The sequence below is a fragment of the Hyphomicrobium sp. genome (assembly GCF_019744875.1).
Taxonomy (GTDB): Bacteria; Pseudomonadota; Alphaproteobacteria; order Rhizobiales; family Hyphomicrobiaceae; genus Hyphomicrobium_C.
The window spans coordinates 278,593-304,319 of sequence record NZ_JAIETU010000005.1 but is presented as its reverse complement, the minus strand read 5'-3'; the positions used below and the strand labels follow the sequence as shown (position 1 = coordinate 304,319).

Below are 25,727 nucleotides of genomic sequence, written 5' to 3'. Positions count from 1 at the left end.
GGAGGTCTTATGGCGCTCGATACCGAGCGATCGCCGACGTTTGCAGCGGGCTCCGAGGCCATCCTGGCCGGAGCGCGCCGCGCCGCTGGGACGGTGGCCCTGCCCTTGCGCTATCTGCGGCGCAAAAATCCCCTGCGCAAGCAGACGAAGGCCGGCGCCGCCATGGCCCGGTGGTGGCAGGCGTTTCCGCCCGTGCGCTTCGTCAGCGCCAGCCTGCTGCGCCGCGTGCTGGTGGCCAGCCTCGGCGGCCTCGTCGTGATGATCGGCGGCATCCTCTATTTCTCCGAGAACAACGGCTGGCTGATCGACGCCAAGCGCGAGTCCCTGCGCGTCCAGGGCGAGATCATCGCCGCCGCGATCGCGGGCAACGCGCGTGTCGAGACGGGCCGGATCGTCATCCATACCGACAACATGGCCATGCCCGACGCCGACGACGGCGGCTCGGGTGAGGACGCCTTCGCCGCTCATGAGCTGTCGATCCGCCCGGAGCTCGTGGCGCCCATTCTGCGCCGCCTGATCGAACCGACGACGCGCCGCGCGCGCGTTTACAGTCAGGACGGAACGCTGGTCATCGACTCGGCGACCCTGCTCAGGCGCGGCCAGCTCACGCGCCACGAGCCCAAGGTCGCCAGCGACAGCCGCATGCGCCCGAAGGATTTCTGGACGCGCCTCAAGTCGCGCATGATGGGCGAAGACCTGCCCGTCTATAAGGAGATCGGCAACGCCAACGGCACGTCGTATCCGGAAGTGCGCAAGGCGCTTCAGGACGGAACGCCCTCGGCCATGCTCCTGCTCAACGACAAGGGCGAGCAGATCGTCTCGACGGCCGTGCCGATCAAGCGCGCCTCCGTCGTCCAGGGCGTGCTGCTCATGTCGACCCGCCCGGGCGAGATCGACGACATCATCGCCGACCAGCGCGACCAGATCTGGGTGCTGGCCGCCTTTGCGTTCCTGGCGTCGCTGTTGAGCGCGTTCCTGCTGGCGCGCACCGTGGCGGGCCCGATCCGCCGCCTGTCCGCGTCCGCCGATCTCGTCAGCCGCAACATCAGCGCCCGCCACGAGCTACCGGATTTCTCCCAACGCAACGACGAGGTGGGGCAGATGGCCTCCGCCTTTGCCGCCATGACGGCGGCCCTCTACCGGCGCGTCGAAGCGAGCGAAAGCTTCGCCGCCGACGTCGCCCACGAGCTCAAGAACCCGCTGACCGCTGCGCGCTCGATGTCCGAAGCGCTCGCCTACGCCAAGACGGACGAGCAAAAAAAGGAAGTGGTGCGCCAGATCCAGAACGAGCTGAAGCGCCTCAACCAGCTCATCACCGACGTCTCGAACGCCTCCCGCCTCGACGCCGAGCTGGCGCGCCAGCAGATGGGCCCCGTGGACGTCACCAACGTCGTCACGAGCGTGGCGCAGATTTTCCGCGATATCCTGTCCGGCGACACCCGCCGCGTCGAGATTGCCGTCGAGCCGGCCGCCTTCGACGGCGCCTATCTGGTCAACGGCCACGACGGCCGCCTGGGCCAGGTGCTCACCAACCTCGTCGACAACGCGGTTTCGTTCTCGCCCGAAGAAGAGGTGGTGACGGTCAGGGTGCGCCGCGTCGGCCCGACCGTGGAGTTGACGGTCGACGACCATGGCCCCGGCATTCCGTCCGATCGCCTGACGGTCGTGTTTGACCGCTTCTACACCGACCGCCCCGACACCGAAGCCATTCGCGGCAAGAACTCCGGTCTCGGTCTTTCGATCTCGCGCGAAATCGTCCGCGCCCACGGCGGCGAGATCACCGCCGAGAACAAGACGGCCGTCGACGGCGTAGCCGGTCGCCCGAAAGGCGCGCGCTTTGTCGTGCGCCTGCCCGGCCTCCTGGCCTCCGCGCGATCGGGCCCCGCCGGCACCCGCCGCCCCGCATCGGATCGATACCATGACCCCCTCCGCGAGCGCGGTTGAACTCGTCCACGCGACCGCTTTGGCTCTCGATGGCAAGGCCGTTCTGATCCGCGGCCCATCAGGTGCCGGTAAATCCGATCTCGCGCTCCGCTGCATCGCCGCCGGACCGGTCATCGGCCTGCCGCGCGTCGAGCTGCTCTCCGACGACCAGGTCTGGCTGACCCGCAACGGCCGGGGCATCATTGCCGTGCCGCCGCCCGCCATCGCCGGCAAGATCGAGGTGCGCGGGCTGGGGATCGTCGAGGTTCCCTACTGCTCGGCAGCCAGCGTGGCGCTGGCGATCGACCTCGTCCCGCCCGATCTCGTGCCGCGCATGCCCCTCGAAAAGCTGACGACAGAGCTTCTTGGTGCGGCGGTTCCCCTGCTCCGGCTCGCGCCCTTCGAAGCGTCCGCGCCGTTGAAGGTGATCTTGGCTCTTGCGCGCTCTCCTGAGGCGTTAACTCCCCCGTGAGCGGCATTAGGAAAACCCTTGCGTTGCCCGCGAACCCCTGTAAGTCTCCGCCCGCGTGAGAGCGGTTCGGGGGCGGCCGCCAGCACCATGCCACACGGAGAATATCGTGACGCCATGGAGAGTTAGTGCGGGTCTCGCGGTCGAGGCCTGTGCTTTGGAATTTCCAACTCGAAACAACTTCGGCACCGACAGATGATCGGACTGGTGATCGTCACGCACGGCGGCTTGGCAGTCGAATTCCGCGCGGCGCTTGAACATATCGTTGGGCATCAATCCAACCTCGAGACGATATCCATCGGTCCCGAGGACGATATGGAAGCCCGCCGCGCCGAGATCCTGGACGCGGTACGCCGCACGGAAACGGGCTCCGGGGTCATCATTCTGACCGACATGTTCGGCGGTACGCCTTCCAACCTGGCCATCTCCGTGATGGACGAGGCACGGGTGGAAATCATCGCCGGCATCAACCTTCCCATTCTCGTCAAGCTCGCAGGTCTTCGCAGCGAGTTGCCGCTCGATGAAGCGGTCACGCTTGCCCGCGAGGCCGGGCGCAAATACATCAAGGTCGCCAGCCAAGAGCTGTCGGGCGAACAGTAGCGCGGCGGAAAGACGGTATGCCGGAGATACGCGATAGCAAACGTCCCGAGGCCGTCGTCACGGTGGTCAACCGCAAGGGATTGCACGCGCGCGCTTCAGCGAAATTCGTCAAGCTCGCCGAGACCTATAAGGCGACCGTCACGGTCACGCGCGACGGCCAGACTGTCGGCGGCACGTCGATCATGGGCCTGATGATGCTCGCAGCGGGGCCGGGATCGGTGCTCTACATCACCGCCGAAGGCAAGGAAGGGCCCGAGGCGCTCGAAGCGCTCGTCAATCTCGTCGAAACAGGGTTCGGCGAAGAGCTGGCCGAAGAAGACTGAGAGCCTGGCCACGGCGCTCGCGCAAGGCTTGGCGCGGGCAGCAAGGCCCGCCGCGCAATCGCGCTATCGCACCGAAAACTTGAACGGAACCGAGACCACCATCGACTCGTCTGTCGCGTCCTCGGGCATCTTGGGGAACGGCGCAGCCCGCTCGATCGACTGCACCGCCGCATCGTCGAGCAGCTTCGATCCGGAGCTCGTCGCAACCTCGCGCGAAAGCAGTTCGCCCTGCGGCCCGACCTTGAAGCGCACGACGACGGTGCCCGCGATCTTCGAGCGCGGATTGACCTTCTTCTTGGAGATGTGCGCAAACAGCCTGCCGCGGTAGGCGGACATGGCAGTCACGCTGCCGCCCGACTTCTTTTCGCCGGTCTCTTTCTGCTCGTCGACGGCGATTTCCGTCGGCTGGGCGACCGCGACCTTCGGCTCTTCCTTCACTTCGGGAATGTCTTCCGGCTTCTCCTCGAGCACGATCTTGTCCTGCTCGGGCCCGGCCTCGGAACCGATGACGTGCGGAACGTCCTCTTCGACCGGCTTCACTTCCTCGACAGGCTTGGCGGCCAGCGGCACGGGCGGCGGCGCCTCCACCGCTTCGATGCGTTCGCTATAGACGCCCTGCTCGACGATGAAGGTGTCCTCGCCGGTTCCTTCTTCGAGCGCAGCCCCGCCCGTCGACACGAGGAAGAAGCCCACCACGGCCCCGTGCAGGAGAAAGGAGATCATCCATGTCAGAGCGCGTAAGCTCATGAACGTGCTCACCTCGTCCCCACCTAAACTCTCGCCCTACTGCGCGCCCTTCGGCTTCGGCTGCGACAGCAGCGAAACCCGCCCGTATCCGCTTTCTCCGACGCGGCCCAGCACGTCCATCACGTCGCCGTAGTTGCTCTTCTTGTCGGCGCGCACATAGACCACCGTGTCGCCTTCCGTGGCGCGCAGCTCGCGCAGGCGCGGCACCAGCGAATCCGACGACACCTGCTCCTCGCGAATGTAGAGCGCCCCGTCTCCGGCCAGCGACACCACCATCGCCTTCTTCGATTGGCTGACGCGCGCGGCCGACGTGTTGGGCAGCTCCAGCGGCACGCCGGCCACCATCAGCGGTGCAGCGACCATGAAGATAATCAGCAGCACCAGCATCACGTCGACCATCGGCGTGATGTTGATCTCGGCCATCGGGCGATAACCTGCTTCTTCGTCGTCGCCCGCGGGCGATCCGTTTCCGGCCGCCATGCCCATCAGGAAGCCGTCCCCGTGCGCAGGGCTTCAGGGTTGCTGCGCGCGAACGTTTCACCCGGGGTGCGCGACAGGCGCTTGGCGAGTTCGGAAATCGTAGACCCGGCGCGATTGGAGGCGCGGCCGAGCGAAACGGCAATCATGTTGTAGGCCATGACGGCGGGGATGGCGGCCGCTAGTCCGAGCGCGGTTGCAAACAAGGCTTCCGCGATGCCGGGCGCCACGACCGCGAGCGACGTGTCCTTCTGCTGGGCGATCGAGGTGAAGCTGTTCATGATGCCCCACACCGTGCCGAACAGGCCGATGAACGGCGCCGCCGAGCCGATGGTGGCAAGAAACGGCAGCCCGACTTCGAGCCGGTGCAGTTCCGAGCGGAGCGACGAGCGCATGGCGCGTTCGAGGCGCCCGCGTAGATCGGAGCGCGTTTCGTTGCGGCTCGCGCCCTCTTCGGCTTCGTGATGAGCCGCCGTCAGCAGCGTGCGCACGAGACCGCGCGGCGCGTCAGCCGGGCTTTCGTCGCGCACCGTGCGTTCGAGCCGCTTGAGGTCGCGGCTGAGCGTGCTGAGGCGAACCATCTTTTCGAGGATGATGGCCCAGCACGCGACCGACGCGATGACGAGCATCAGCATCACCGACTTGACGATCGGATCGGCTTGCAGGACGAGGCCGTAGATAGAAAAATCGTGACCGGTTGCGACGGTAATCTGCTCCACGACGGATACCCTTTACTGCTTCGTCGATTGCGTTACTTCGTCAACTGGACGTCGCCGAGCGACTTGACCGTCGTTCCTGCGAGACAATTCTCGACCGGCCCGGCGTCCGACTTGCAATCCACCACGTCGTTGATGAGGAAGCTGCCGATCTTGTCGCAAGAGATGTCGTCGAGATCGAACAGCTTGACCGTGCGCTTCTTGGCCTTGAGCGGGGCGAGATCCATGGCGAAGCGACGCCCGATGATGCCATCCTTCTGGAACAGCACGAGATCGAGCTTGAAGGCCTGGTAGGCCGTCTCGTCATCGTTCTGGACGACGACGTAGGCGCGGCAGCCGCCGCCCTGCGGTTCGAGCTTGTTGAGTTCGACGGTCAGCGCCTTGGGTCCTGCAGCAGCGGCTGGGGCGGGGGCGGCGTTTTGAGCTGCCGCCGGGCCGAACGAAAACGCGGCGAGCGCGGCGAAAGCAAGCCACGGGCCATGAGTGCGAATCTGACGGATCAAGTACGTCCTCCTAGACTGACAAAACTGGCCTTTTGGAGTGTCGCCCAGGCCGTGTCAGGGCATGGAAGATCCGTGGCCATTGAGATGGTTCATTATAACCTGACACCAGACCGCCGTCCTGCGGGTTCTCGGGGGAAGCCGAAAAGCCATGACCGAGCTCGCGAAGAGTTGTGAAGGTTCGTCGCTGGATTGTCGCGGCTCAATATCGCGAAATCACGACCCAAATCAACTGAGAGGCGCGAGGTTGCTTGAAACCTGTTTGGCATTTGCGGGACTCGCGGTCGTGCGCCATCAAAACAACGTGTGAAACTACCGATGGAGGATTATCAGCAACTCGAAAGCATCTACGCATTTATAGCTTGAATATTCAAAAAGCGGAGTAGTTCCCGAAATATCGGGAAAAATTCCCGATGCTAATCAGTCACATAAATCGGGAAAACTAGATCCAAACACGGGTTTTACTTCCTGCGTCGTTGACCCCCTGGAAACAACACAAGTACCTTTGCGGGGGGAACGACCGTCGATAAGTGGCCCTGGGCATCGCTCAGCCTACGACGGGATACAAGGGGAGTTAATCGTAATGAGAACCAGATTTACCGCCGTCGTCCTAGGCGCCCTGGCTGTTGGCCCATCGATGGCGAACGCTCAGGATGCGGCCGCTGAGGCAGAGCTTCCGGCGGTCGATGTCGTCCAGGAGACGCCGGTTCAGAAGGCAGCTCGCGCCAAGAAGAAGGCCGTCGCCGTGTCGCCGCTCAGCAGCGCGCCGGCTACGACCGTGGCACCTGATAGCTCTGCCGGCGGCGGATCCGCAGCGGCAGGCACGGGCGTTGACGGCGGTCTTGCGCCGCCCGCCACCGTGCCGAGCGCCGTCACCAACGTGACCGACACCCAGATCGAGCGCGAAGGAACGTCGAGCGTCCAGCAGGCTCTGCAGCAGAACGTGCCGGGCATCATCCTCTCCGACGCCGCCGGTAACCCGATGCGCGCCGAAGTCTCCTATCGCGGCTTCGACGCCTCTCCGGTCAGCGGCCGCTCGCAGGGCTTGGCCGTCTATCAAAACGGCGTCCGCATCAACGAAGCCTTCGGCGATACCGTCCAGTGGGACGTGCTGCCGAGCAACGCCATCGCCTCGCTGTCGGTCGTCTCGAACAACCCGTCCTTCGGTCTCAACGCCGTCGGCGGCGCCGTAAGCATTCTGATGAAGGACGGCTTCAGCTACCAGGGCGCAGAAGTCGACGTCATGGCCGGCTCGTTCGGCCGCGTCCAGGTTGGTGTCCAGGCTGGTGCTTCGAGCGGCAACGCGTCCGTGTACGTCGCTGCCGAAGGCATCAAGGAAGACGGCTTCCGCGACTTCTCCGAAAGCGAGATCAAGCGCTTCTACGGCGACATCGGCCTCAAGGGCAGCATGGCTGAGCTGCACTTCAGCCTGACCGCCGCAAAGAACGAATTCGGCGCCACCGCGGCCGCTCCCATCGAGCTGCTGCAGCGGTCGTGGAGCAATACCTTCACGTCGCCGCAGACCACCAACCTCGAAGTCTTCATGCCGACGATCTCCGGCACCGTGAAGGCGACCAACACGCTGACCTTCTCGGGCGTCGGCTACTACCGCAGCTACAAGAATGCCGTCGTCGACGGCAACGTCACGGAGCTCGAGGAGTGCGATGACAACGGCGTCGAGCGGCTTTGCTCGGACGACGATGACAACTTCATCCGCAACGCCGTCACTGGCGAGCTGCTCGAAGCCGATGATTTCCCCGAGCCGCTGGGCTCGATCGAGCGCCTGAACACCAAGAGCGAAAGCTGGGGCGGCGTCATCGAAGGTCAGGAAAAGTCGCCGCTGTTCGGGCGCCCGAACGTGCTCATCGCCGGCGTCTCCTATGATCACGGCACCTCGAACTACCGGACGTCGAGCGAGCTGGGCCAGCTCGGACCGAGCTACGTGGTCACGGGCTCTGGCGTCACGATCCGCGACGAGGAAAACGAACTCGCTCCTCGCGATCTCGACTCCGAGAACACCTACTGGGGCCTCTACTTCTCGAACGCTTTGGATGTCACGGATCGCCTGACGGTCACCGTCGGCGGCCGCTATAACAACGCGACCATCGAGCTGCACGACAACACCAATCTCTTCCCGAACCTCAACGCGACCAACACGTATGAGCGCTTCAATCCGCAGGCCGGCCTCAACTACAAGCTGATGCGCGGGCTCTCGGTCTTCGGCGGGTACTCGGAATCGAACCGCGCACCGACGCCGGCCGAGCTGGGCTGCGCCGAAGAAGCCAATCCGTGCCTCATCGAAAGCTTCCTCACGGACGACCCGCCGCTGAAGCAGGTGGTCGGTCGTACGGCCGAGGTCGGCTTGCGCGGGCAGGGAACGTACATGGGCGGCCAGTTCACCTGGGGCGCCGGTCTGTTCCGCACGCTCGCGTCCGATGACATTCTGCCGGTCACGGTCACGAATGCCGGTGGCGCGAGCCGCATCTTCTTCGTCAACGCGGGCGATACGCTGCGCCAGGGTGCCGAGCTGTCGGCGACCTACGAAACGCGCCGGTGGAACGTCTATGGTTCGTATGCCTTCGTCGATGCCACGCTCGACACCTGCGACGATCCCAGCGGCCAGTGCGCCTTCCTCGAAGCTGGCGATCGCCTGCCTGGCATCCCGCGCCACCGCTTCAAGATGGGCTTCGACTACTGGCTGACCTCGAAGTGGAAGTTCGGTGCGGACGTCATCGCGTCCAGCAACTCGCCGTACTTCCCCAACGAAGTGTCGGAAGACGAGGGGCTCAATGCCTTCCTGCCGGGCTACACCCGCGTCGACCTGCACACGTCCTACGACATCACGGACAACATCCAGGTCTATGGCCTCGTGAAGAACCTGTTCAATCAGAAGTACGGCCTCTACGGCACCTACTTCGAGTTTGACGAGGTTCCCGACCTCAGCGGCCCGGGCTTCACCGATGCCCGCACGATGTCTCCTTCGATGCCCTTCGCCGCCTACGGTGGCGTGAAGGTGAAGTTCTAGACTGCACGTAAATCCCGTCTGCAATTCTGAGCGCCCGGCAGAAATGCCGGGCGTTTTTTCGTGCGCGCGATGCGCGCTTCGGGGCGTGGATTTCTCTCCTGCAAACGGCCTCCTGACCGGGCTTGGGCCGCGAAACCCGTCGACTCACCCGCAATTCACGCCGTTCAGCATCGTGCAGTCCTTGCAACCTCGGCAAATGTCCATCAGGGCAAAAACCTCGTGTCATCCGTATAAAAACGGACGGGTTACCACGATCTAAGTGATTGTTTTTGAATGATTTTGATGCTGTACAGCAACAGAGCACTACTTTTGGAGGTGACCCGGCGTAATCGGGAAAAAGCGCCCGTTGTTCCCAACCCTTCCCTTCGACATTGCTGAAAGTGACCAGAAAGTGGCCGACGGCATGCAAACGCCCAACGGCCCACCGGGGGGAATGGGTTTTGAGGGAGTGGATCGGGATGTTTAGTCAAAGCAAGCTGACGCGTGTGGCACTCATGGCGGGCGCCGCCTGCATCGGATCGGCGTCGGCCGGAGCGCAGCAGGCAGCCCAGCCTGCCCAGCAGGCGCTGCCGGACGTCGAGGTCGTGCAGAAGAAGGCACCGGCCGCCAAGAAGGCCGCGCCCGTGGCCAAGAAGCAGGCCGCCTCGCCCGCGCCGCAGCCGCCTGAACCGGATGTCGTCGAGCAGCAGACGCCGCCCGCCGATCAGAACCCCATCTACGGCTCGCCCGCCAGTGCCGGCGCCGCCGCGCGCGCAACCCAGTCGGCCCAGACGCCGGTCAACCCGACCGCGCTGATCCCGACCAACCTTGATGGCTTCGCCTCGGCCGCCACGAACCTGACGCCGGAAGTCCTGCAGCAGAACCAGCCGCGCAACGTCAATGAAGCGCTGTCGCGCGTTCCCGGCGTCATCATCATCAACGACGACGGCGCCGCCCACCATGGCGGCGTGGCGGTGCGCGGCTCGCCCGCCCGCCGGTCGCGCAAGGTGCTCGTCATGGAAGACGGCCACGCCGTCAACCTGGCGCTCTGGCTCGACCCATCGGTCCACTACTGGGGCCCCATCGATCGCTTCGAAAGCGTCGAGGTGATCCGCGGCACGGTCATCACGCACGGACCCAACAACAACTTCGGCGTCGTGAACGCCCGCAACATCTCGCCGTTCGGACCCAACGAGACCGTCATCAGCTCCGCCATCGGCGTGACGAAGAGCCGGGCCGGATCCTTCACGGCCTTCGAAGGCGACGGACCGGGCAGCGGTCCGGAACCCGACGGCCCGACCATCTTCGGCAGCTCCGACAACGACATCTCGATGCGCTGGCACACGCACACCCGCCAGTCGGTCGGCAACGTCGGCATCGTCGCCTCGTACACCGGCGGCAACACGCAGGGCGTCTGGGACACTGAGCGTCTGCGCTTCAACGACTTCTATGGCGCGATCGGCTGGAAGGGCGTCAGCTCCGACCTCGTCGTCTCGTCGTCCTATGCCCGCCAGCGCGACAACTATGACGAGCAGAACTTCCTCGGAAACTATGAGCTTGGCGATTTCAACGCCGTGGACGAAGACGACGCCGAGGCACAGGCTGAGCAGGTCGCCGAGCAGTTCATAGGACTGGCCGAGCGCCAGTTCCTGACCGGCAAGCACTGCAAGACGTGCTTCGCGCCGAGCTCGGGCCTCAACACGTACGCCGGTGACATCTGGCGCGGCCAGATCGTGCACAACGCCTACCTGGACGACGACACGACCATCACGACGCGCTTCTATGCCGGCCACCACACGCGCGACCGCTACCAGCTCATGTCCTATGGATCCGAGCCCGATGGATCGGCCGGCGGCCTGCCTCCGGTGTTCGACGTCGACGTGCCGGCTCCGGGCGATCTCGAAGACAGCTCCGTCTACTTCGGCGAGAACACGATGTTCGGCCGTCTCCGCACCTTCCGCCACGTCGGCGCAGAGGTTCGCGGCGAATGGGCCAACCGCAACATCCTGGGCTTCAACCAGACGATCCAGGCGGGCGTGCGCTACGAATACCAGGACATGACCAACCGCAACTTCATCGGCCTCGAGGACGAGATCCTGAAGGAAGGCGACAAGGCCGGCGCGACCATCTTCGATCGCGAGCTGGACTCGAACGCGGTCTCGGCCTTCCTGCAGACCAACGTCAAGGTGGCGCGCGACTTCAACGTCGTGCCCGGCATTCGCTTCGAATATTACGAAACGAACCGCCGCAATCGCGTCGTGGCGCGCGAAGAGAGCGAAGCGGGTGGCGGCGATTCCGCAGACTGCCTGGCCAACTACGGCGATGCCGATTGCCTTGAGATCGATGGCCTCGTGCTCAACCCGAACCCCGCGACGGAGAGCTTCGACAACTTCCACGCGCTCCCCGGCGTCGCCTTCGCCTACACCGGCCTGCATCGCACGACCGTGTTCGGCGGCTACCACCGCGGCATGTCGACCGGCGTTCTCCGCAACGAGGACTTCCCGGTTAAGGACGAGATCGGCGACAACTTCAACATCGGCCTGCGCTCGACCGCCATCCGCGGCCTCGACTTCGAAGCCTCGGCCTTCCACCAGCGCCTGCAGGACTATCAGTTCGGCGCCACGTTCAATGCGGCCGTGGACCGTTCGTTCGGCCGCGCCAACGAAGCCGAGATCAGCGGTTTCGAGCTCTACAGCCGCTTGAACTCGCAGCCCTTCACCGGCGGTTCGCTGAACCTCTTCGCCGAGGGCAACTACATGTACTCGCGCGGCATCTTCAAAGACACGAGCAACCTCGGCGAGGATTTCTCCGGCAATCGCCTGCCGGAAGTCCCGCTCCACGTGGCGGCTCTGACGCTCGGCATCGAGCAGAAGCGCGGCTGGCGTTGGGACGCGAGCATGACCTGGACCTACCGCGGCTCGTTCTTCACCGATGAAGCGAACACGCGCTATGGCATGGGGGGCGAACTCGAGTGCGAGGAAGAATCCCCCGGCCAGTACGAATGCGAGATCGAAGAGGCGGGCGAAGATGGCGAGGTGCCGAGCATCTGGCTGCTGTCCGCGCGCTTCAACATGGACATCGGCGAGACGGGCGCCAGCATCTTCATCGCCGGCGATACCTGCTCGACAAGATGTACATCTCGGACCGTGAGGACGGCATGAAGCCCGGCCTTGGCCGCACCGTGTGGGCCGGCTTCAAGTACAAGTTCTAGCTTTCGAATTCCGGGCGGGTGCCGCGTGCGGCGCTCGCCCGGATCTCGCCTGCTTCTCCCGCATCGGCGAAACGGCGCGGCACCCGACGGGTGCCGCGTTCGCGTTTGGGCGCGAGCGTGGAGGGAAAACGGCCCGGCCAGAAGTGGCCCGGTGTGAACGGCCCAGCCTGAAACGGCCTACGAGCGGACGATTTCGGCCGTGTCCGCCATGAGATCGTAGGCGCAGGAGACGCCGTTCTCGCCGGATAGCATCAGATACGGCTGGCGGAAGCGCGCATCCCAGAGTTCGTGGTCCAATTGCCAGAAGTGCACGGGCACGGACGGCTTTCCGATCGTCACGTGGGCGTTGTCGTCCTTCAGCCAATTGATGGCCGTGCCTTCTGCGGGTGCCGCGGGAGAGGCGGAGGCGGCACAGGCCTGGGCAGCGCGGGCGCGATAGGCCGCCACCAGCGCGTCTTGGGTCGCGGACCTGTAAACGCTGTCCTGAACCCAGATCTTGATGGCCACAAGCAGCGCCAGAAAGAGCACGAACGCCCTCATAGATCTATCCTCGTCCCGGCCACGCCCGCTGGCTCGGCGCCCGGCTGTCGCCCGCGCCCGGCATCAAAAAACATGAGAAAACACTGCCCACGTCATGGTGAACAAAGGATTATCGGGCCTGGGCTCGGCGCCCGTCGCCGCGATCGCGCACCGCTTCGCGTTTTCGCACCGCGGCAAACCTGCGCGCTTGTCGCAAACGCCCCGGAAAGGCTTGTCAGAGCGTGCCGCATGCGTCATGGATCGCGGCCAGTCCCACACTAAAGTCGAATTCCGGGAAGGACACGCGAGACATGACGAAAAAGAAGATTCTGATCACCTGGCCACTGCCGGAAGCCGCGATGGCCCGTGCACGCGAGACGTATGACGTGATCGCGCACGGCGACAATCCGAAGATCACCGTCGACGAGATGCTCGAGACGGCGAAGTCGGTCGACGCGATCCTTCTCACCCTGAACGAGAAGTGCCCCAAGGCCGTCATCGATCGCGTTCCCGAAAACATCAAGTGCATCTCGACGTTCTCGATCGGCTTCGATCACATCGATCTCGAGGCCTGCAAGGCGCGCGGCATCAAGGTCGGCAACGCGCCGCACGGCGTCACGGTGGCCACGGCAGAGATCGCGATGCTCCTGCTGCTCGGCTCGGCGCGCCGCGCCGGTGAGGGCGAGGCGATGATCCGCACGCGCTCCTGGCCCGGCTGGCAGCCCCTGCAGCTCGTCGGCCAGCGCCTGGACAACAAGAAGCTCGGCATCTACGGCTTCGGCAAGATCGGCCAGGCGCTCGCGCAGCGCGCCCGCGGCTTCGACATGGAAGTGCACTACTTTGACATCTACCGCGCCAAGCCCGAGGTCGAGGCGAAGTACAACGCCATCTACCACGACAGCCTGGACAGCCTGCTTTCCGTCTCGCAGTTCTTCTCGATCAACGCGCCGTCCACGCCCGAGACGCGTGGCTTCTTCAACAAGGCGACGATTGAGAAGCTGCCCCAGGGCGCGATTGTCGTGAACACGGCGCGCGGCGATCTCGTCAACGACGCGGACATGATCGCGGCCCTGAAGTCGGGCCGTCTGGCCTACGCCGGCCTCGACGTCTTCGCGGGCGAGCCCAAGATCAACGAGGGCTACTACGACCTGCCGAACACGTTCCTGTTCCCCCATCTCGGCTCGGCCGCCATTGAGGCGCGCAACCAGATGGGCTTCGAAGCGCTCGACAATATCGATGCGTTCTTCGCCGGCAAGGACATGCCCTTCAAGCTGGCCTAATACACAAGGTCTGGAATGCAATCGGGGCAGCCGGCGGTTTGATCCGCGGGCTGCCCCGAATTGTTTTCAGGCTCTGAGAAGAGAGCTTACTGGTTGAACGCGGCCTGGCGCTCGCGGCGCACGCGGGTCAGCATGTCCTTGGCCATGTCGCGCGAGGCGGAATCGCAGGCATCCGGGCTGCTGTAGATGCGATCGTAATCGCGCGCCAGGATCGGAAACACGCTCTCGCCGAAACGCTGGTTCGCCTTGCTGCCCATCATAAACGCCGTCTGGCGCTCGTCGATGTAGGTGTCGAGCTCGGCGATTTCGGCTTGCGTCAGCGCGACCGGCAACGTCGGGCGGCTGCACTTGACTGCGATGATGCGCGCGGCGATGGCGCCGCCGATCGAGGCCGTTGTGCCCGGCCAGCGCTCAGCTTGGGCGGAAAATCCAAAGGCCGATGAGAACGCCAGCGCGAGCATCACCGTCGAAGCGCGGGCCCAGGTGGTCATCATGTCTTACTCCGTCGAAAAATGACTGGCCGCGCAGAGCTTGTCTGGCTCGAGGACCGGGTTCCGGCCGGCGCGTCGCAGTCACGTACTGGAAGCAGGGGACCCACTGTCACGCGCGTTTGTCGTGTGCCGCGGGACCTGCCTATGATGCGCAGAGAAGCTATCTCTGAGGCCTGATCATGGCAGACGGCGACGCGTATTGCAGTGCGGCAAAAGGCGGAGAGGACCCGCCGTCGATCGGGCTCGTGCTGGGCGGCGGAGGCGCACGCGGGCTTGCGCATATTCTGATGCTGGAGGTGTTTGACGAGCTTGATATCAAACCAAAAATCATCGCGGGAACGTCGATAGGTGCAATTTTCGGCGCGGCTTACGCGGCCGGACTCTCGGCCCGCGACATTCGCGCGCACACTGAGGAAACGCTCACCAAACGCTTCAGTCTCGTGCGGGATCTGTTCGCCGCCCGCGCGCCCCGCTCCGGTCGCATCTGGGATCTTTCCGCGCGCACGGCGTTTCTTGCGCCCGGCGCCTTGCTCGATCTCATCCTGCCGGACGGCGTGCCGGCCACGTTCGAGGAGCTGCCAGTTCCGCTGCGCGTCGTGGCGAGCGATTTCTACGCCATCGAAGCCCGCGTGTTCGAGAGCGGCGCGCTTCGTCCCGCGGTCGCGGCCAGCATGGCGCTTCCGGCACTGTTCGAGCCGGTGTTGATCGACGGCCGCAGCCATATCGATGGCGGTCTCACCAATCCCTTGCCGTTCGACCTGATTGCGGGCGAAGCGGATATCGTCGTTGCCATCGATGTCTCGGGATCGACCGTACCGTCGCCCTCGCGGCCGAACCCGACAGCGCTCGAGGCGCTGTTCGCCGCGCCGTTCCTGTTCGAACGCTCCATCGTGCGCGAGAAGCTCAAGGCGCATCGGCCCGACATCTACATCGATGCCGGGACGGGCCGCTTCCAGGCGCTGGAGTTCCTGAGGCTGCCCGAGATCCTCGCCGCCGCCGAGCGCGCCAAGGACGAGCTGCGCGCCAAGCTCACACGCGCATTGGCGCGCACAGCCTCGCCCGCGTGAGGCGATCTCACTCGGCGCGCCGCTCGGCGAAGAAGTCCGTCAGCACATCGCGCGCTTCGACCTCGCCCAGCCCCGGATAGACATCCGGCCGGTGGTGGCACGTGGCGTGGTTGAACACGCGCGGGCCGTGCTCCACGCCGCCGCTCTTGGGGTCGCTCGCACCGTAGTAGAGGCGGCGGATGCGCGCGTAAGAGATCACGGCGGCGCACATCGGGCAGGGCTCCAGCGTCACGTAGAGATCGTGGTCGATGAGCCGCTCGCTGCCGAGCGCCGCCGCGCCCGTGCGGATCACGAGCATTTCGGCATGCGCCGACGGATCGGACAGCTCGCGCGTCCGGTTGCCCGCCCGCGCCACGACGAGCCCGACGGGGTTAACGAGCACCGCGCCGACCGGAACCTCCCCGCGCAGCGCGGCCGCACGGGCTTCCTCGAGCGCCAGTTCCATGTGGCCGACGTGGGCCTGTGGTGCCATAAGGGCGTCTTCCTGATTGCTTCGAGGCCAGACTTACATGCGCAAATCCTTTTTCGGTCAACGTCCTCCGCGGGGCAAGCCTTCTGGCGGCCGGCGTGGAGCGCCGGGAGGAAGCGGACGCGGAGCGCCGGGAGACGGAGCAGGTGCGGGCGAGGACAGGCGCTCGTCCGGCGGTGCGCGGGGCGAGGGCAAGCGCCCGCACGGCAATGGCAACTTCAAGACTCGCGACAGCCGGGACGGCGGGCGCGATGAGGCCCGGAGCGGTGGCGGCCACAAATTCCGCAAGCGCCCCGATGGCCGCGGCTCGGAAGACCGGCGCGACAAGCCGCGCGGCGAGCGCAACGAGAGAGGCCGCAGCCACGATGGCGGAAATCGCGGACCTGGCGCCAAGTTCACCTTCAAGAAGCGCACGTCGCAAGGCGGCGGGCGCGACCGCCGTGGACAGGAGCCGCTCGATCGCAACAACCAGAAGAGCACGCGCTTCCGCACGCGCCCTGCGTTCGGCAGCGGCAGCACGGGCGGCGCGCGCGGCGGTGGCGTGAGCGGTCCGCGCGAAGAACGCGGCGGCAGAAACGAGCAGCGCGAAACGCGTGGGCCAAAGCCGGGCGGCCGGTTTGGCAAACGCCCGTACGGCACGCACGGAGGCCCCGCGCGCGCCAGCAGCACAAGAGACGAGCGCGGAGAACGCAGCGAGCGTGGCGGCAAGCCCGGCCATCGTTTCCGCGAGCGCCCCGGAAGCGGCGGACAACGCGGCGATCGAGATCACGGACCGGGCGCCTATGCCGGACGAGGCAACCCGCCTCCGGGCGTCAAGGTGCGCGCGCGTCCCGAGACGAAGGGCTCGCGCTACGACCGCATGGACAGGCCCGAGTGGCAGGCCGCCAGAGCCGAGCGTCCGGGCAAAGGCGGCGGCGGAAAACAGCGCAACCAGCCGCACGTCCCTGCCGTGTCCGAGCCGATGCGCATCGCCAAAGCCATGGCCCGCGCCGGCCTCTGCTCGCGCCGCGACGCCGAGCGCTGGATCGCCGACGGCCGCGTCAGCATCAACGGCGAAGTTCTGAAATCGCCCGGCATCGAGGTGAAGCCGAAGGATCGCGTGCTGGTGGACGGCGTGCCGCTGCCCGTCGCCGAGCCGTCGCAGCTCTGGCGCTACAACAAGCCCAAGGGCCTCGTGACCACGCACGACGACCCGCAGGGTCGCCCGACCGTGTTCGACAATCTGCCGCCTGGCCTGCCGCGTGTCATTTCCGTGGGCCGCCTCGACTTCAATACGGAAGGCCTGATCCTGCTCACCAACGACGGCGAGCTGGCGCGCCACTTCGAGCTGCCGTCCACCGGCTGGCTGCGCCGCTATCGCGTGCGCGCCATGGGCCGCGTTACGCAGGCGGAGCTGGACGCGCTCAAGGAGGGCGTCGAGATCGAGGGGGTTCGCTACGGTCCCGTCGAGGCCGCGATCGACACCGTCCAGGGCGCCAACACGTGGCTCACCGTCGGCATCCGCGAAGGCAAGAACCGCGAAGTGCGCAAAGTGATGGAAAGCATCGGCCTCGAGGTCAACCGGCTGATCCGCGTTTCGTTCGGGCCGTTCCAGTTGCTGGATTTGGAGCCCGGCCAAGCCGAGGTCGTCAGGCGCCGCGTTCTGGCCGATCAGCTCGGGCCCCAGCTCGCAGCCGAGTTCGGTCTCGTCGACAAGAGCGACGACAAGGCCGGCGGCCCGAAGAAGGGCGGCAAACAGCACGGCGGCGGTGGTGCGCACAAGGCGAAGCCCAAGCACAAGCCCACGCACGACGGCGAGGACGACTGATGCGCGTCGTTGCTGGAACGCACCGGGGGCGGGCGCTCGCCACGCCGGCCAACGACGCCATTCGCCCGACATCCGACCGCGTGCGCGAAGCCGTCTTCAACATCCTGGCGCATGGGATCAATGAGTTTGCGCTCGATGGCGCACGCGTCATCGATCTGTTCGCCGGCACCGGTGCGCTCGGCATCGAAGCAATCTCGCGCGGCGCGGCGTACTGCCTGTTCGTGGAGGAAGCGCCCGAGTCGCGTGCGCTCATCCGCACCAACGTCGAGGCGCTGGGCCTCACGGGCGCGACCCGCATCTTCCGCCGCGACGCGACCGACCTGGGCCCGTGCGGAAACATGGAGCCCTATGCGCTCGCGTTTCTCGATCCGCCTTATGGTAAGGGCCTGGGAGAGAAGGCGCTGGTCGCGCTGCGCGACGGCAAATGGCTCACGCCCGGCGCAATCGTTGTGCTCGAAGAGCGCGCCAACGTCGAAATCGTCTTGCCCGATGGCTTCACGGAGCTCGACCACCGCACCTGGGGCGACACCCAGGCCATCTTCGCGCGCCTCGCGTAGCGTGCTCCTACTGTCATCCTCGGGCTTGTCCCGAGGACCCAGCTTTCCGCTTGGGAGAAGAGATGTTGTTCGCGAAGCGCAGCAACTTCGACGCCGAAATGGACCCTAGGCACAAGGCCTAGGATGACAGCGTGAAGCTGCGCGTGACGTCGTTTTTTGCCGAATAGCCCGTTGCCTCACGTCCCGCGTGGCTTGGCGCGGGCGGTCGGCGGCGCGTTGGCGGGATCGTCCGGCCAGGGGTGACGCGGATAGCGGCCTTTCATGTCGGCCTTCACGGCAGCCCACGATCCCGACCAGAAGCCGGGCAGATCGCGCGTGATCTGGATCGGCCGGTGCGCGGGCGACAGCAAGTTGAGCGTCAGCGGCAGCTTGCCGCCCGCAATCGCGGGATGCGCCTTGAGCCCGAACAGCTCCTGCACGCGGATGTGCAGCGCAGGCGCCCCCGCACCCTCGTAGTCGATGGCGTGCCGGTTGCCTGTCGGCGCCTCGAAATGCGTCGGCGCTTCGTCTTCGAGCCGCCGCTTGAGCGTCCACGGAACCAGCGCGTCGAGCGCCGCGCCGAGGTCTTCGGCATCGATCTCGTCGAGCCGCGTCTTGCCGGAGAGAAACGGCCCAAGCCACTCGCCGAGCGTGCCCGTGAGTGCCGCGTCGGAGAGATCCGGCCAATCCCCGCTTCCGGCGGCGCTGAGAAACGCGACGCGGTCGCGCAGTTGAAGCTGGGTCTTGCTCCACGGCAGGCGCGCCGAACCGAGCGCGGTGAGCCCCGCGACGAACGCGGCTTCCACGTCGGGGCTAGGGTCGGCGGCGCGTGGCTCGCTGGCGAGTTCGAGTGCGTCGAGGCGGCGCGTCCGGCGCACGCGGACGGAGGCGGTCGGCCGGTCGAATGCAATCTCGTCGCGGTTCGTAACGCGAGTGCCCGCGAATGCGAGAACTTCCGCCTCGGTCGTCGGCGCGGCGAGAATGATGCGCGTCGCCGCCGCGCTGCCTTGCAGTTCCGCGACAACGAGAAACGGCGCGCGCGCAAGGCCGTCGGCCGCGTCGACATGCGCGCCGCGCCCGTTGGCGAGCAGAAACTGGCCCCGCGCGCCACGCGCCTTCGCGATGCGCTCCGGATACGCGAGCGCCAGCAGCGCCGCGGTGGAGACGTCGTCTCCTCGCCGCGTCCTTGCACGGGCGTGCGGATGAGCGTGATCGTTCCCGCCCCCCTCGCGCTTCACGTCTCCTCCCCCCTTGTGGGGGAGGCCGGGAGGGGGGGATTGCAGAACAGCCGATGGTGGGCGTCCCCCCACCCCCAACCCCTCACCACCAGGGGGAGGGGAGCCGCTCCGCGCCGTGCGCGCCCACCCCTCGGCCATGCGCCGCATGTCGGTCGCGCGCCGCGAACGATCGCGGCGGAACAGTTCGAGACGATGGTCGAGCGACGTATCGTTGCCGCCGATCCCGCGCTCGACGAGCACGGCCGCGATCTCGGCCGCCTCGTTCTCCGCACCGATGTCGGCGGCGGCGATCAGCATGGCCGCAAGGCGCGGCGGCAGAGGCAGCGACCGCAAGCGCCGCCCCGTCTCCGTCAGGCGTCCCGCGTCGTCGATGGCGCCGAGCGCCGCCAGCTCCTCGCGCGCCGCGTCGAGCGCGGACGTCGTCGGCGGGTCGAGCCAGGCGAGCGTGCGCGGATCGGTGACGCCCCACTCGGCGCAATCGAGCACCAGCGGCGCCAGATCGGCGGCGCGAATTTCCGGCTCGCTGAAGGCGGGCAGGCTCGCCGTCTCGGCCTCATCCCAGAGCCGGTAGCAGACACCCGGCTCCATGCGGCCCGCGCGGCCCCGGCGCTGGTCGGCCGAGGCGCGCGACACGCGCACGGTTTCGAGCCGCGTCACGCCGACGTCCGGATCGAAGCGCGGCACGCGCGAGGTGCCGCAGTCCACCACAACGCGCACGCCCTCGATGGTGAGCGAGGTTTCCGCAATCGCCGTCGCCAGCACGATTTTGCGCTGACCGGACGGCGCGGGCGAGATCGCGAGATCCTGCTCGCGCCGGTCGAGCGCGCCATAAAGCGGCGCGAGGATCGCCGCGCCCGGATCGATCCGCTCGCGCAGGCGCTCTTCCGTGCGGCGGATTTCGCCCTGCCCCGGCAGGAAGGCGAGGATCGAGCCCGTGTCGGCGCGCAGCGCCCGCTGGATCGCATCCGCCATGCGGTCTTCGAGCCGCAGCGCCGGGTTCTTGCCGAGATAACGCGTTTCGACCGGGTAGCTGCGCCCCTCGCTCGAAATCACCGGCGCCCCGCCGAGCAGCTCCGAGACGCGGTTGCCCGCGAGCGTCGCCGACATCACGAGCAGGCGCAGGTCGTCGCGCACACTGCCCTGCGCATCGAGCGCCAGCGCGAGCCCCAGATCCGCATCGAGCGAACGCTCGTGAAATTCGTCGAAGAGCACCGCGCCAATGCCGTCCAACGTCGGATCGTCGAGGATCATGCGCGTGAAGACGCCCTCAGTGAGCACTTCGATGCGCGTCTTGCGCGACACCTTCGTTTCGAGGCGCGCCCGGAGGCCGACGGTCTCGCCGACTTCCTCGCCGAGTGTCGCGGCCATGCGGCGAGCGGCGCCGCGCGCGGCCAGCCTGCGCGGCTCGAGCAGCAGGATCTTGCGTCCCGCGAGCCATGCCGCGCCGTCGAGCGCGAGCGGAACGCGGGTCGTCTTGCCCGCTCCAGGCGGCGCGATCAGAACCGCCTTCGACCCGCGCGTGAGCGCATCCGCGAGCGGCGCCAGCGCGTCGTCGATCGGGAGAGGTGGTGCGAATCGCCGGGAGGCGTGTGAAGCTGTGGTGTCCGTCATCGTGGCGGGCTTAGCACGCCCGGCGCCGAATGCGGAGCCACCGCGACGAGCCGCCTTTACAACACTGCCAAGGTGGCCGATATCCGGCCTGTCCTGCCATGCGGCCCCACCGAAACCTGCGGGCCCCTTGGTCCCTCACTCAGGAGACGTGCATGCTTCGTCTGGCGGCCCTTCTCACTGTCCTGTTCGCAGCGGCGGCTCAGCCGGCCTCCGCCACCGAGCTTGACGGGTTCTGGATGGACTCCCACGGCGAGGTCGTGCTCGAGGTTGGGCCGTGCGGCGCCGCGATGTGCGCCAAGGTGGTCTGGCTGCGCCTCCCTTACGGACCCGATCGCCTGCCGCTGACGGACTATCGCAATCCCGATAAGGCGCTGCAGTCGCGGAAGGTCTGCGGGCTGCGCGTCATCGAAGGCTTCACGAAGCAGCCGGATGGCACATGGGGCGGCGGCAACGTCTACGTGCCCGACCTCGGCATGGGCTTCAGCGGCTACGCACAGGTGCTGAGCCCGACGCAGATCGAAGTGCGCGGATATGTTCTGCTGCCGCTGTTCGGCTCGACCGAGGTATGGAGCCGGGTGCAAAAGCCCGCCTACCATTGCGAGAAGGACGGCGTGCCGCCGGCGCCGCCGCTGCCCAAGAGCGAGTGAAGCGGCCGCTCGCACGGGATGCGCGCAGGCGCGACTGCCGGTCTACCTCAACGTTTTCAGATAGGCGACGATCGCCAAAACATCTTCCGGCCTCTTGAGACCTGCGAACGCCATCTTGCTGCCGGGGACCGTTCCTTTGGGATCGGAGAGAAATCTGGCGAGGGTCGGATCATCCCACGTCAGTCCGGACTGCACCATTTTGGCGGAATAGTTGTAGCCTGGTCTCGACCCGGCCTTGCTGCCGTAGACACGGGCGAGCGATGGCCCGATGCCGGGCGCGCCGCTGGCCGGAGAATGGCAGGCCGCGCACTGGCGAAATGCGGCCGGAGCTTCTGCCGCCGCAGTGTCATGTGCCAGCGCTCCCATCAGAACCGCCGCAATCGCTGCAGTTTTCCAGGTCATTCCACCCCACCTCGCTCATCAGCGTCTGCGGGGGTGTATACTGATAAAAACTTAACAGGGCCTAGTCGCCGATCCCACGCTCGCGCTCACGCGCGATGTACTCGCGTTGCGTGTCGGTGATGTAGTCGCGCACGATCGGCACCGCGTCGCGCTTCTTCGAGAGCTGCATGTGGAACACGAGCTGGCTTCCCGTGCGGAACATCATTTCCGCGCTTATGAGATAGAACTCCCACATCCGGCAGAAGCGCTCGTCGTACATCTCCGCCACCTTGGCCCGGTTGGCCTGGAAGCGCTGCTCCCAATGCGCCAGCGTCTTGGCGTAGTGCACGCGCAGGAATTCGCAGTCCGTCACCCAGAGGCTGTTCTGCTCGACGGCCGGGAACACTTCCGATAGGGCCGGAGAATAGGCGCCCGGGAAGATATACTTCCGCATCCAGGGGCTCGCCGTGCCGGGCGGGCTCATGTGCCCGATCGAATGCAGCAGCATCACGCCGTCATCGGTCAGGAGCTCGTTGACCTTGGCGAAGTACTCGCCGTAGTGCGCCACGCCGACATGCTCGAACATGCCGACCGACACGATGCGGTCGAACCGCTCGGTCAGCTCGCGATAGTCGCGCAGCTCGAAGCGCACGCGGTCCGCGAGGCCGAGCGCCTTCGCCTTCTCGTTGGCGAGCTTGCACTGCTCGCGCGAAAGCGTGACGCCGACCACCTGCACGCCCTCCGCCATGCGGCCGAGATAGAGCGCCATGTCGCCCCAGCCGCAGCCGATGTCGAGCACCTTCTGGCCGGGCTTGAGGTCGAGCTTGGAGGCGATGAGGCGCAGCTTGTTCTGTTGCGCCTGCTCGAGCGTGTCGTCGTCGCTGGTAAAGTAGGCGCAGGAATACTGCATGCCCCGGTCGAGGAAGAGGCGGTAGAAATCGTTGCCGATGTCATAGTGATGGGCGACGTTCTTCTGCGCGCGCCCGACCGGATTTGCCTGCTGGAACCGCTTCACCCCGCGCGAGGCCGCGCGCAGCACCTTCTGCAGCGGGTACGAGCCGAGCGAAAGGCGGTTCTTGGAGAACAGCGTGAGGAAGTCGCGCAGCGTCGAATTCTCGAAGCTCATGCGCCCGTCCATGTACGCTTCGCCCGCCGCCAGCTCCGGATTGAGGAACAGCGAACGGTAGAGCGTCGGATCGGTCAGCCGCATCGTGACGTCCGGGCCCGCCGCGCGGCCGCCGAAAACGTGCGTGCGCCCTTCAGCGTCGATCACCTTGAGCGTGCCGACTTTGACGAACGACTTGAGCATGTGCGAAAGCGGAAACATGTGACCTCGTTTGGCAAGGCGAGGGGCGTGCCCCCAGGCAAGGCAGGGCGAAAAGTGCCCTCAAGCAGCGGATTTCGCGAGCCGCGCTTTTTCGGCCGCGGTGCGGATGGCGGAGATGTTGGCGGCGTAGCTGTCCTTCGTGCCGCCCTTGAACACGGCAGAGCCCGCGACGAAGGCGTTCGCGCCGGCCCTGACGACGTCACCCACGGTTTCCGGCGTCACGCCGCCGTCCACCTCGATGTCGATCGGCCGGTCGCCCACCATGCGGCGGATGGCGCGGATCTTTTCGAGCTGCGCGGGAATGAACGCTTGCCCGCCAAAGCCCGGATTGACGGTCATGACGAGAATGAGGTCGACGCGGTCCAGCACGTGCGCGATGGCGCTTTCGTGCGTGCCGGGATTGAGCGATACGCCGGCCTTGCAGCCGAGCGCGCGGATCGCCTGCAGCGAGCGGTCCAGGTGCGGGCCGGCTTCGGCATGCACGGTGATGATCTCAGCCCCCGCCTTCGCGAACGCTTCGAGGTAGCGGTCGGCGGGCGCGATCATCAGGTGGCAATCGAAGATTTTTTTCGAGCTGCCGCGGATGGCGCTGATGATGGGCGGACCGAACGTGATGTTCGGCACGAAGTGCCCGTCCATCACGTCGAGGTGGATCCAGTCTGCGCCGGCGGCGTCCACGGCCGCCACTTCCGCGCCGAGACGCGAGAAGTCAGCCGAGAGGATCGAAGGCGCGATGATGAGGGGCCGGGTCATGTGGTCCGCCATGTGGGGGTCGCTGGTCCCCCATGGCCTACACGCCGAGGCCAGCCTCGACAAGTGCGCAGCGCGCGCCATCCCGCGCCGGGCCCGTATTTCCGGCGCTCCGGGCGGGTTGCGTGGCGAATTCGAGGTGGTCTCGGACGTCGCGCGAGACCGCTTTGCGGGGCGGCCCTAGTGGCCGTCGCCGTTCTTTCCGTTTCGAGACAGGGCCACCTGTCCGAGATAGTCGACGTAGGCGATGCCCATGGCCGAGAGAATGAAGGTGATGTGGATGATGGTCTGCCACATGACGCCCGCCTCCGTGAAGCGCGCGCCCTCGGCGCCGAGGTTGCCCGCCTCGATGAAGGTCTTGAGCAGGTGGATCGACGAGATGCCGATGATCGCCATCGCGAGCTTGATCTTGAGCACGCTGGCGTTGACGTGGCTCAGCCACTCGGGCTGGTCGGGATGACCTTCGAGCTTGAGGCGCGACACGAAGGTCTCGTAGCCGCCGACGATGACCATCACGAGCAGGTTCGAGATCATGACCACGTCGATGAGGCCGAGCACGATCAGCATGATCTGCTGTTCGCCGAACTCGGTTGCGTGTCCGATCAGGTGAAAGAGCTCCTTCATGAACAGGAACACGTACACGCACTGCGCGATGATGAGGCCGAGGTAGAGGGGCACCTGCAGCCAGCGCGATCCGAAAATGAGGTTCGCGAGAACACGAAGCACGGAGCGATCGTCGGGATGCTGGGTCATGGGGTCCACATGCGTTGCGGTGAGGCGCCGGTCGATAGCACCGCCGCATGACGTGCGAAAGCGGCTAGCGCGGGGGTGCGGCATATGGTTGGTGTGATCTGAATACCGATGCAAGTTCCCTGATGGATGGGGTGGCGCAGGAAGCCGCTGGAATTCCAAGGGGGTTGCCCCGCGCCACGCCGCGCCGCCCGTGCCACGATCGAGGATCGACCGTCGTGTTCAGAACCGTATCCCTGGACGAATTCGACGCGCTGCTGGCCGCCGCGCCCGCCAGCCCCGCGTTTCGCGAGGAATTTGCGCGCTACGAGTTCGGCTATGACCGCCGGGCGATCGATGCCGCCGTGCACGACGGCCCGCTGCGCCTGGAGACGGCCTTTCGGACGCCCGCGTTCTGCACGCTCGTCGTTGGCGATCTCGACGTGGCGCGCGAAGTCGATCTCCGGTCCAGCTACGAATGCGGCGGACTGTTCATCGTGCTGGGGGACGTGCGCTGCGAGCATTTCATCAGCGAGTATGACGCGGCCATCTTCATCGATGGCGATATGCAGGCGGACGGCGCCGTGCTGATCGCTTACTCGGACTCGTCCTTCAGCGTCATCGGCTCGATGCGCGCGCGCCTTCTGATCGGCAACGACATGTGCGCGTCCGTGGGCTCGGGCGCCATCCTCGACTACGGCATCGGCTACTGCGCGTCGCTGGGATCGAACGGCGCATCGGGCATCGTCAAGCCACGCTACGATCAGGCCACCACGATCGAGGCGTTGCGTATGGAGCCGAAGGCCGAGGGGTATCCCTTTGACGCCGATGAGCTGGCGGATCTGATAAGAGCCGGAGAGCCGATCTTTCGCTGAGGCGCGGCGGCAACGACTAGGGAGCGGACA

24 protein-coding genes are annotated in these 25,727 nt (G+C 66.1%); 12 read left to right on the top strand and 12 right to left on the bottom strand.

Annotated features, from left to right (window positions below):
- The first annotated feature begins 9 nt into the window (after nt 1-9).
- The 4 genes from K2Y42_RS11520 (at nt 10) to K2Y42_RS11505 (ending at nt 3,315) form a co-directional block, all read left to right on the top strand.
- Nucleotides 10-1,944, top strand: coding sequence for a stimulus-sensing domain-containing protein (locus K2Y42_RS11520; protein ID WP_291152450.1), 1,935 nt, complete (start codon nt 10-12; stop codon nt 1,942-1,944).
- Nucleotides 1,919-2,395, top strand: coding sequence for an HPr kinase/phosphatase C-terminal domain-containing protein (locus K2Y42_RS11515; protein WP_291152447.1), 477 nt, complete (start codon nt 1,919-1,921; stop codon nt 2,393-2,395). The genes K2Y42_RS11520 and K2Y42_RS11515 overlap by 26 nt, the downstream gene beginning before the upstream one ends.
- Nucleotides 2,396-2,587: 192 nt before the next feature.
- Nucleotides 2,588-2,992 carry a PTS sugar transporter subunit IIA gene (locus K2Y42_RS11510; RefSeq protein WP_291152444.1) on the top strand — a complete coding sequence of 135 codons (405 nt, stop codon included), beginning with the start codon at nt 2,588-2,590 and terminating at the stop codon, nt 2,990-2,992.
- A 17-nt stretch (nt 2,993-3,009) separates the two neighbouring features.
- Complete coding sequence (locus K2Y42_RS11505) at nt 3,010-3,315, top strand: HPr family phosphocarrier protein (RefSeq protein WP_291152441.1); 306 nt, start codon at nt 3,010-3,012, stop codon at nt 3,313-3,315.
- 63 nt (nt 3,316-3,378) lie between these two features.
- Here the strand turns inward: K2Y42_RS11505 and K2Y42_RS11500 are convergent, their stop codons facing one another.
- From K2Y42_RS11500 to K2Y42_RS11485, 4 genes are read right to left on the bottom strand one after another with little or no spacing between them, the layout of a single operon-like run.
- On the bottom strand, nt 3,379-4,062 hold the full coding sequence (locus tag K2Y42_RS11500) for an energy transducer TonB (protein WP_291152439.1): 684 nt from the start codon (nt 4,060-4,062) through the stop codon (nt 3,379-3,381).
- Between the two features lie 36 nt (nt 4,063-4,098).
- Nucleotides 4,099-4,548 carry a biopolymer transporter ExbD gene (locus tag K2Y42_RS11495; RefSeq protein ID WP_291152437.1) on the bottom strand — a complete coding sequence of 150 codons (450 nt, stop codon included), beginning with the start codon at nt 4,546-4,548 and terminating at the stop codon, nt 4,099-4,101.
- Nucleotides 4,548-5,258, bottom strand: coding sequence for a MotA/TolQ/ExbB proton channel family protein (locus K2Y42_RS11490; protein WP_291152435.1), 711 nt, complete (start codon nt 5,256-5,258; stop codon nt 4,548-4,550). The genes K2Y42_RS11495 and K2Y42_RS11490 overlap by 1 nt, the downstream gene beginning before the upstream one ends.
- A 32-nt stretch (nt 5,259-5,290) precedes the next feature.
- Nucleotides 5,291-5,758 (bottom strand): hypothetical protein, encoded by a 468-nt coding sequence (locus K2Y42_RS11485; RefSeq protein WP_291152433.1) that lies wholly within the window; start codon nt 5,756-5,758, stop codon nt 5,291-5,293.
- 580 nt (nt 5,759-6,338) lie between these two features.
- Between K2Y42_RS11485 and K2Y42_RS11480 the strand changes: the two genes are divergently transcribed.
- Together K2Y42_RS11480 and K2Y42_RS11475 are read left to right on the top strand one after the other, a co-directional pair.
- Entirely contained in the window at nt 6,339-8,780 is a 2,442-nt protein-coding gene (locus K2Y42_RS11480; RefSeq protein WP_291152431.1) for a TonB-dependent receptor, read from the top strand.
- Between the two features lie 458 nt (nt 8,781-9,238).
- Nucleotides 9,239-11,920: a TonB-dependent receptor gene (locus K2Y42_RS11475; protein ID WP_291152429.1), complete on the top strand. Its 2,682-nt coding sequence runs from the start codon at nt 9,239-9,241 to the stop codon at nt 11,918-11,920.
- 227 nt (nt 11,921-12,147) lie between these two features.
- Here the strand turns inward: K2Y42_RS11475 and K2Y42_RS11470 are convergent, their stop codons facing one another.
- A complete protein-coding gene (locus tag K2Y42_RS11470; protein WP_291152427.1) occupies nt 12,148-12,510 on the bottom strand; it encodes a hypothetical protein in 363 nt (120 codons plus the stop codon).
- A 290-nt stretch (nt 12,511-12,800) separates the two neighbouring features.
- Between K2Y42_RS11470 and K2Y42_RS11465 the strand changes: the two genes are divergently transcribed.
- Nucleotides 12,801-13,769: a D-glycerate dehydrogenase gene (locus K2Y42_RS11465; protein WP_291152425.1), complete on the top strand. Its 969-nt coding sequence runs from the start codon at nt 12,801-12,803 to the stop codon at nt 13,767-13,769.
- Between the two features lie 86 nt (nt 13,770-13,855).
- Here the strand turns inward: K2Y42_RS11465 and K2Y42_RS11460 are convergent, their stop codons facing one another.
- Entirely contained in the window at nt 13,856-14,263 is a 408-nt protein-coding gene (locus K2Y42_RS11460) for a hypothetical protein (RefSeq protein ID WP_291152423.1), read from the bottom strand.
- Nucleotides 14,264-14,439: 176 nt separating this feature from the next.
- On the opposite strand from K2Y42_RS11460, the gene K2Y42_RS11455 reads away from it, so the two are divergent.
- The gene (locus tag K2Y42_RS11455) at nt 14,440-15,327 is read left to right on the top strand and encodes a patatin-like phospholipase family protein (protein ID WP_291152421.1); all 888 of its coding nucleotides are present in this window, start codon (nt 14,440-14,442) and stop codon (nt 15,325-15,327) included.
- Nucleotides 15,328-15,334: 7 nt separating this feature from the next.
- Here K2Y42_RS11455 and K2Y42_RS11450 read toward each other — a convergent pair whose 3' ends face one another.
- A complete protein-coding gene (locus K2Y42_RS11450) occupies nt 15,335-15,799 on the bottom strand; it encodes a nucleoside deaminase (protein ID WP_291152419.1) in 465 nt (154 codons plus the stop codon).
- 37 nt (nt 15,800-15,836) lie between these two features.
- On the opposite strand from K2Y42_RS11450, the gene K2Y42_RS11445 reads away from it, so the two are divergent.
- Complete coding sequence (locus K2Y42_RS11445) at nt 15,837-17,603, top strand: pseudouridine synthase (protein WP_291152417.1); 1,767 nt, start codon at nt 15,837-15,839, stop codon at nt 17,601-17,603.
- Nucleotides 17,603-18,160, top strand: coding sequence for a 16S rRNA (guanine(966)-N(2))-methyltransferase RsmD (rsmD, locus tag K2Y42_RS11440; RefSeq protein ID WP_291152415.1), 558 nt, complete (start codon nt 17,603-17,605; stop codon nt 18,158-18,160). The genes K2Y42_RS11445 and rsmD overlap by 1 nt, the downstream gene beginning before the upstream one ends.
- Nucleotides 18,161-18,336: 176 nt before the next feature.
- On the opposite strand, the gene hrpB is transcribed toward rsmD, so the two are convergent.
- On the bottom strand, nt 18,337-20,988 hold the full coding sequence (gene hrpB / locus K2Y42_RS11435; RefSeq protein ID WP_291152413.1) for an ATP-dependent helicase HrpB: 2,652 nt from the start codon (nt 20,986-20,988) through the stop codon (nt 18,337-18,339).
- Nucleotides 20,989-21,140: 152 nt separating this feature from the next.
- On the opposite strand from hrpB, the gene K2Y42_RS11430 reads away from it, so the two are divergent.
- Entirely contained in the window at nt 21,141-21,635 is a 495-nt protein-coding gene (locus K2Y42_RS11430; RefSeq protein WP_291152411.1) for a DUF2147 domain-containing protein, read from the top strand.
- 42 nt (nt 21,636-21,677) lie between these two features.
- Here the strand turns inward: K2Y42_RS11430 and K2Y42_RS11425 are convergent, their stop codons facing one another.
- The 4 genes from K2Y42_RS11425 to K2Y42_RS11410 form a co-directional block, all read right to left on the bottom strand.
- Nucleotides 21,678-22,037, bottom strand: a complete 360-nt coding sequence (locus K2Y42_RS11425; RefSeq protein WP_291152409.1) for a c-type cytochrome — start codon at nt 22,035-22,037, stop codon at nt 21,678-21,680.
- Between the two features lie 61 nt (nt 22,038-22,098).
- Nucleotides 22,099-23,343 carry a cyclopropane-fatty-acyl-phospholipid synthase family protein gene (locus K2Y42_RS11420; protein ID WP_291152407.1) on the bottom strand — a complete coding sequence of 415 codons (1,245 nt, stop codon included), beginning with the start codon at nt 23,341-23,343 and terminating at the stop codon, nt 22,099-22,101.
- Between the two features lie 60 nt (nt 23,344-23,403).
- Nucleotides 23,404-24,096 (bottom strand): ribulose-phosphate 3-epimerase, encoded by a 693-nt coding sequence (rpe, locus tag K2Y42_RS11415; protein ID WP_291152405.1) that lies wholly within the window; start codon nt 24,094-24,096, stop codon nt 23,404-23,406.
- A gap of 177 nt (nt 24,097-24,273) precedes the next feature.
- Entirely contained in the window at nt 24,274-24,846 is a 573-nt protein-coding gene (locus K2Y42_RS11410) for a TIGR00645 family protein (protein ID WP_291152404.1), read from the bottom strand.
- A gap of 215 nt (nt 24,847-25,061) precedes the next feature.
- Here K2Y42_RS11410 and K2Y42_RS11405 point away from each other — a divergent pair, with 215 nt between their 5' ends.
- Nucleotides 25,062-25,697: a hypothetical protein gene (locus tag K2Y42_RS11405; protein ID WP_291152402.1), complete on the top strand. Its 636-nt coding sequence runs from the start codon at nt 25,062-25,064 to the stop codon at nt 25,695-25,697.
- Nucleotides 25,698-25,727: the final 30 nt, after the last annotated feature.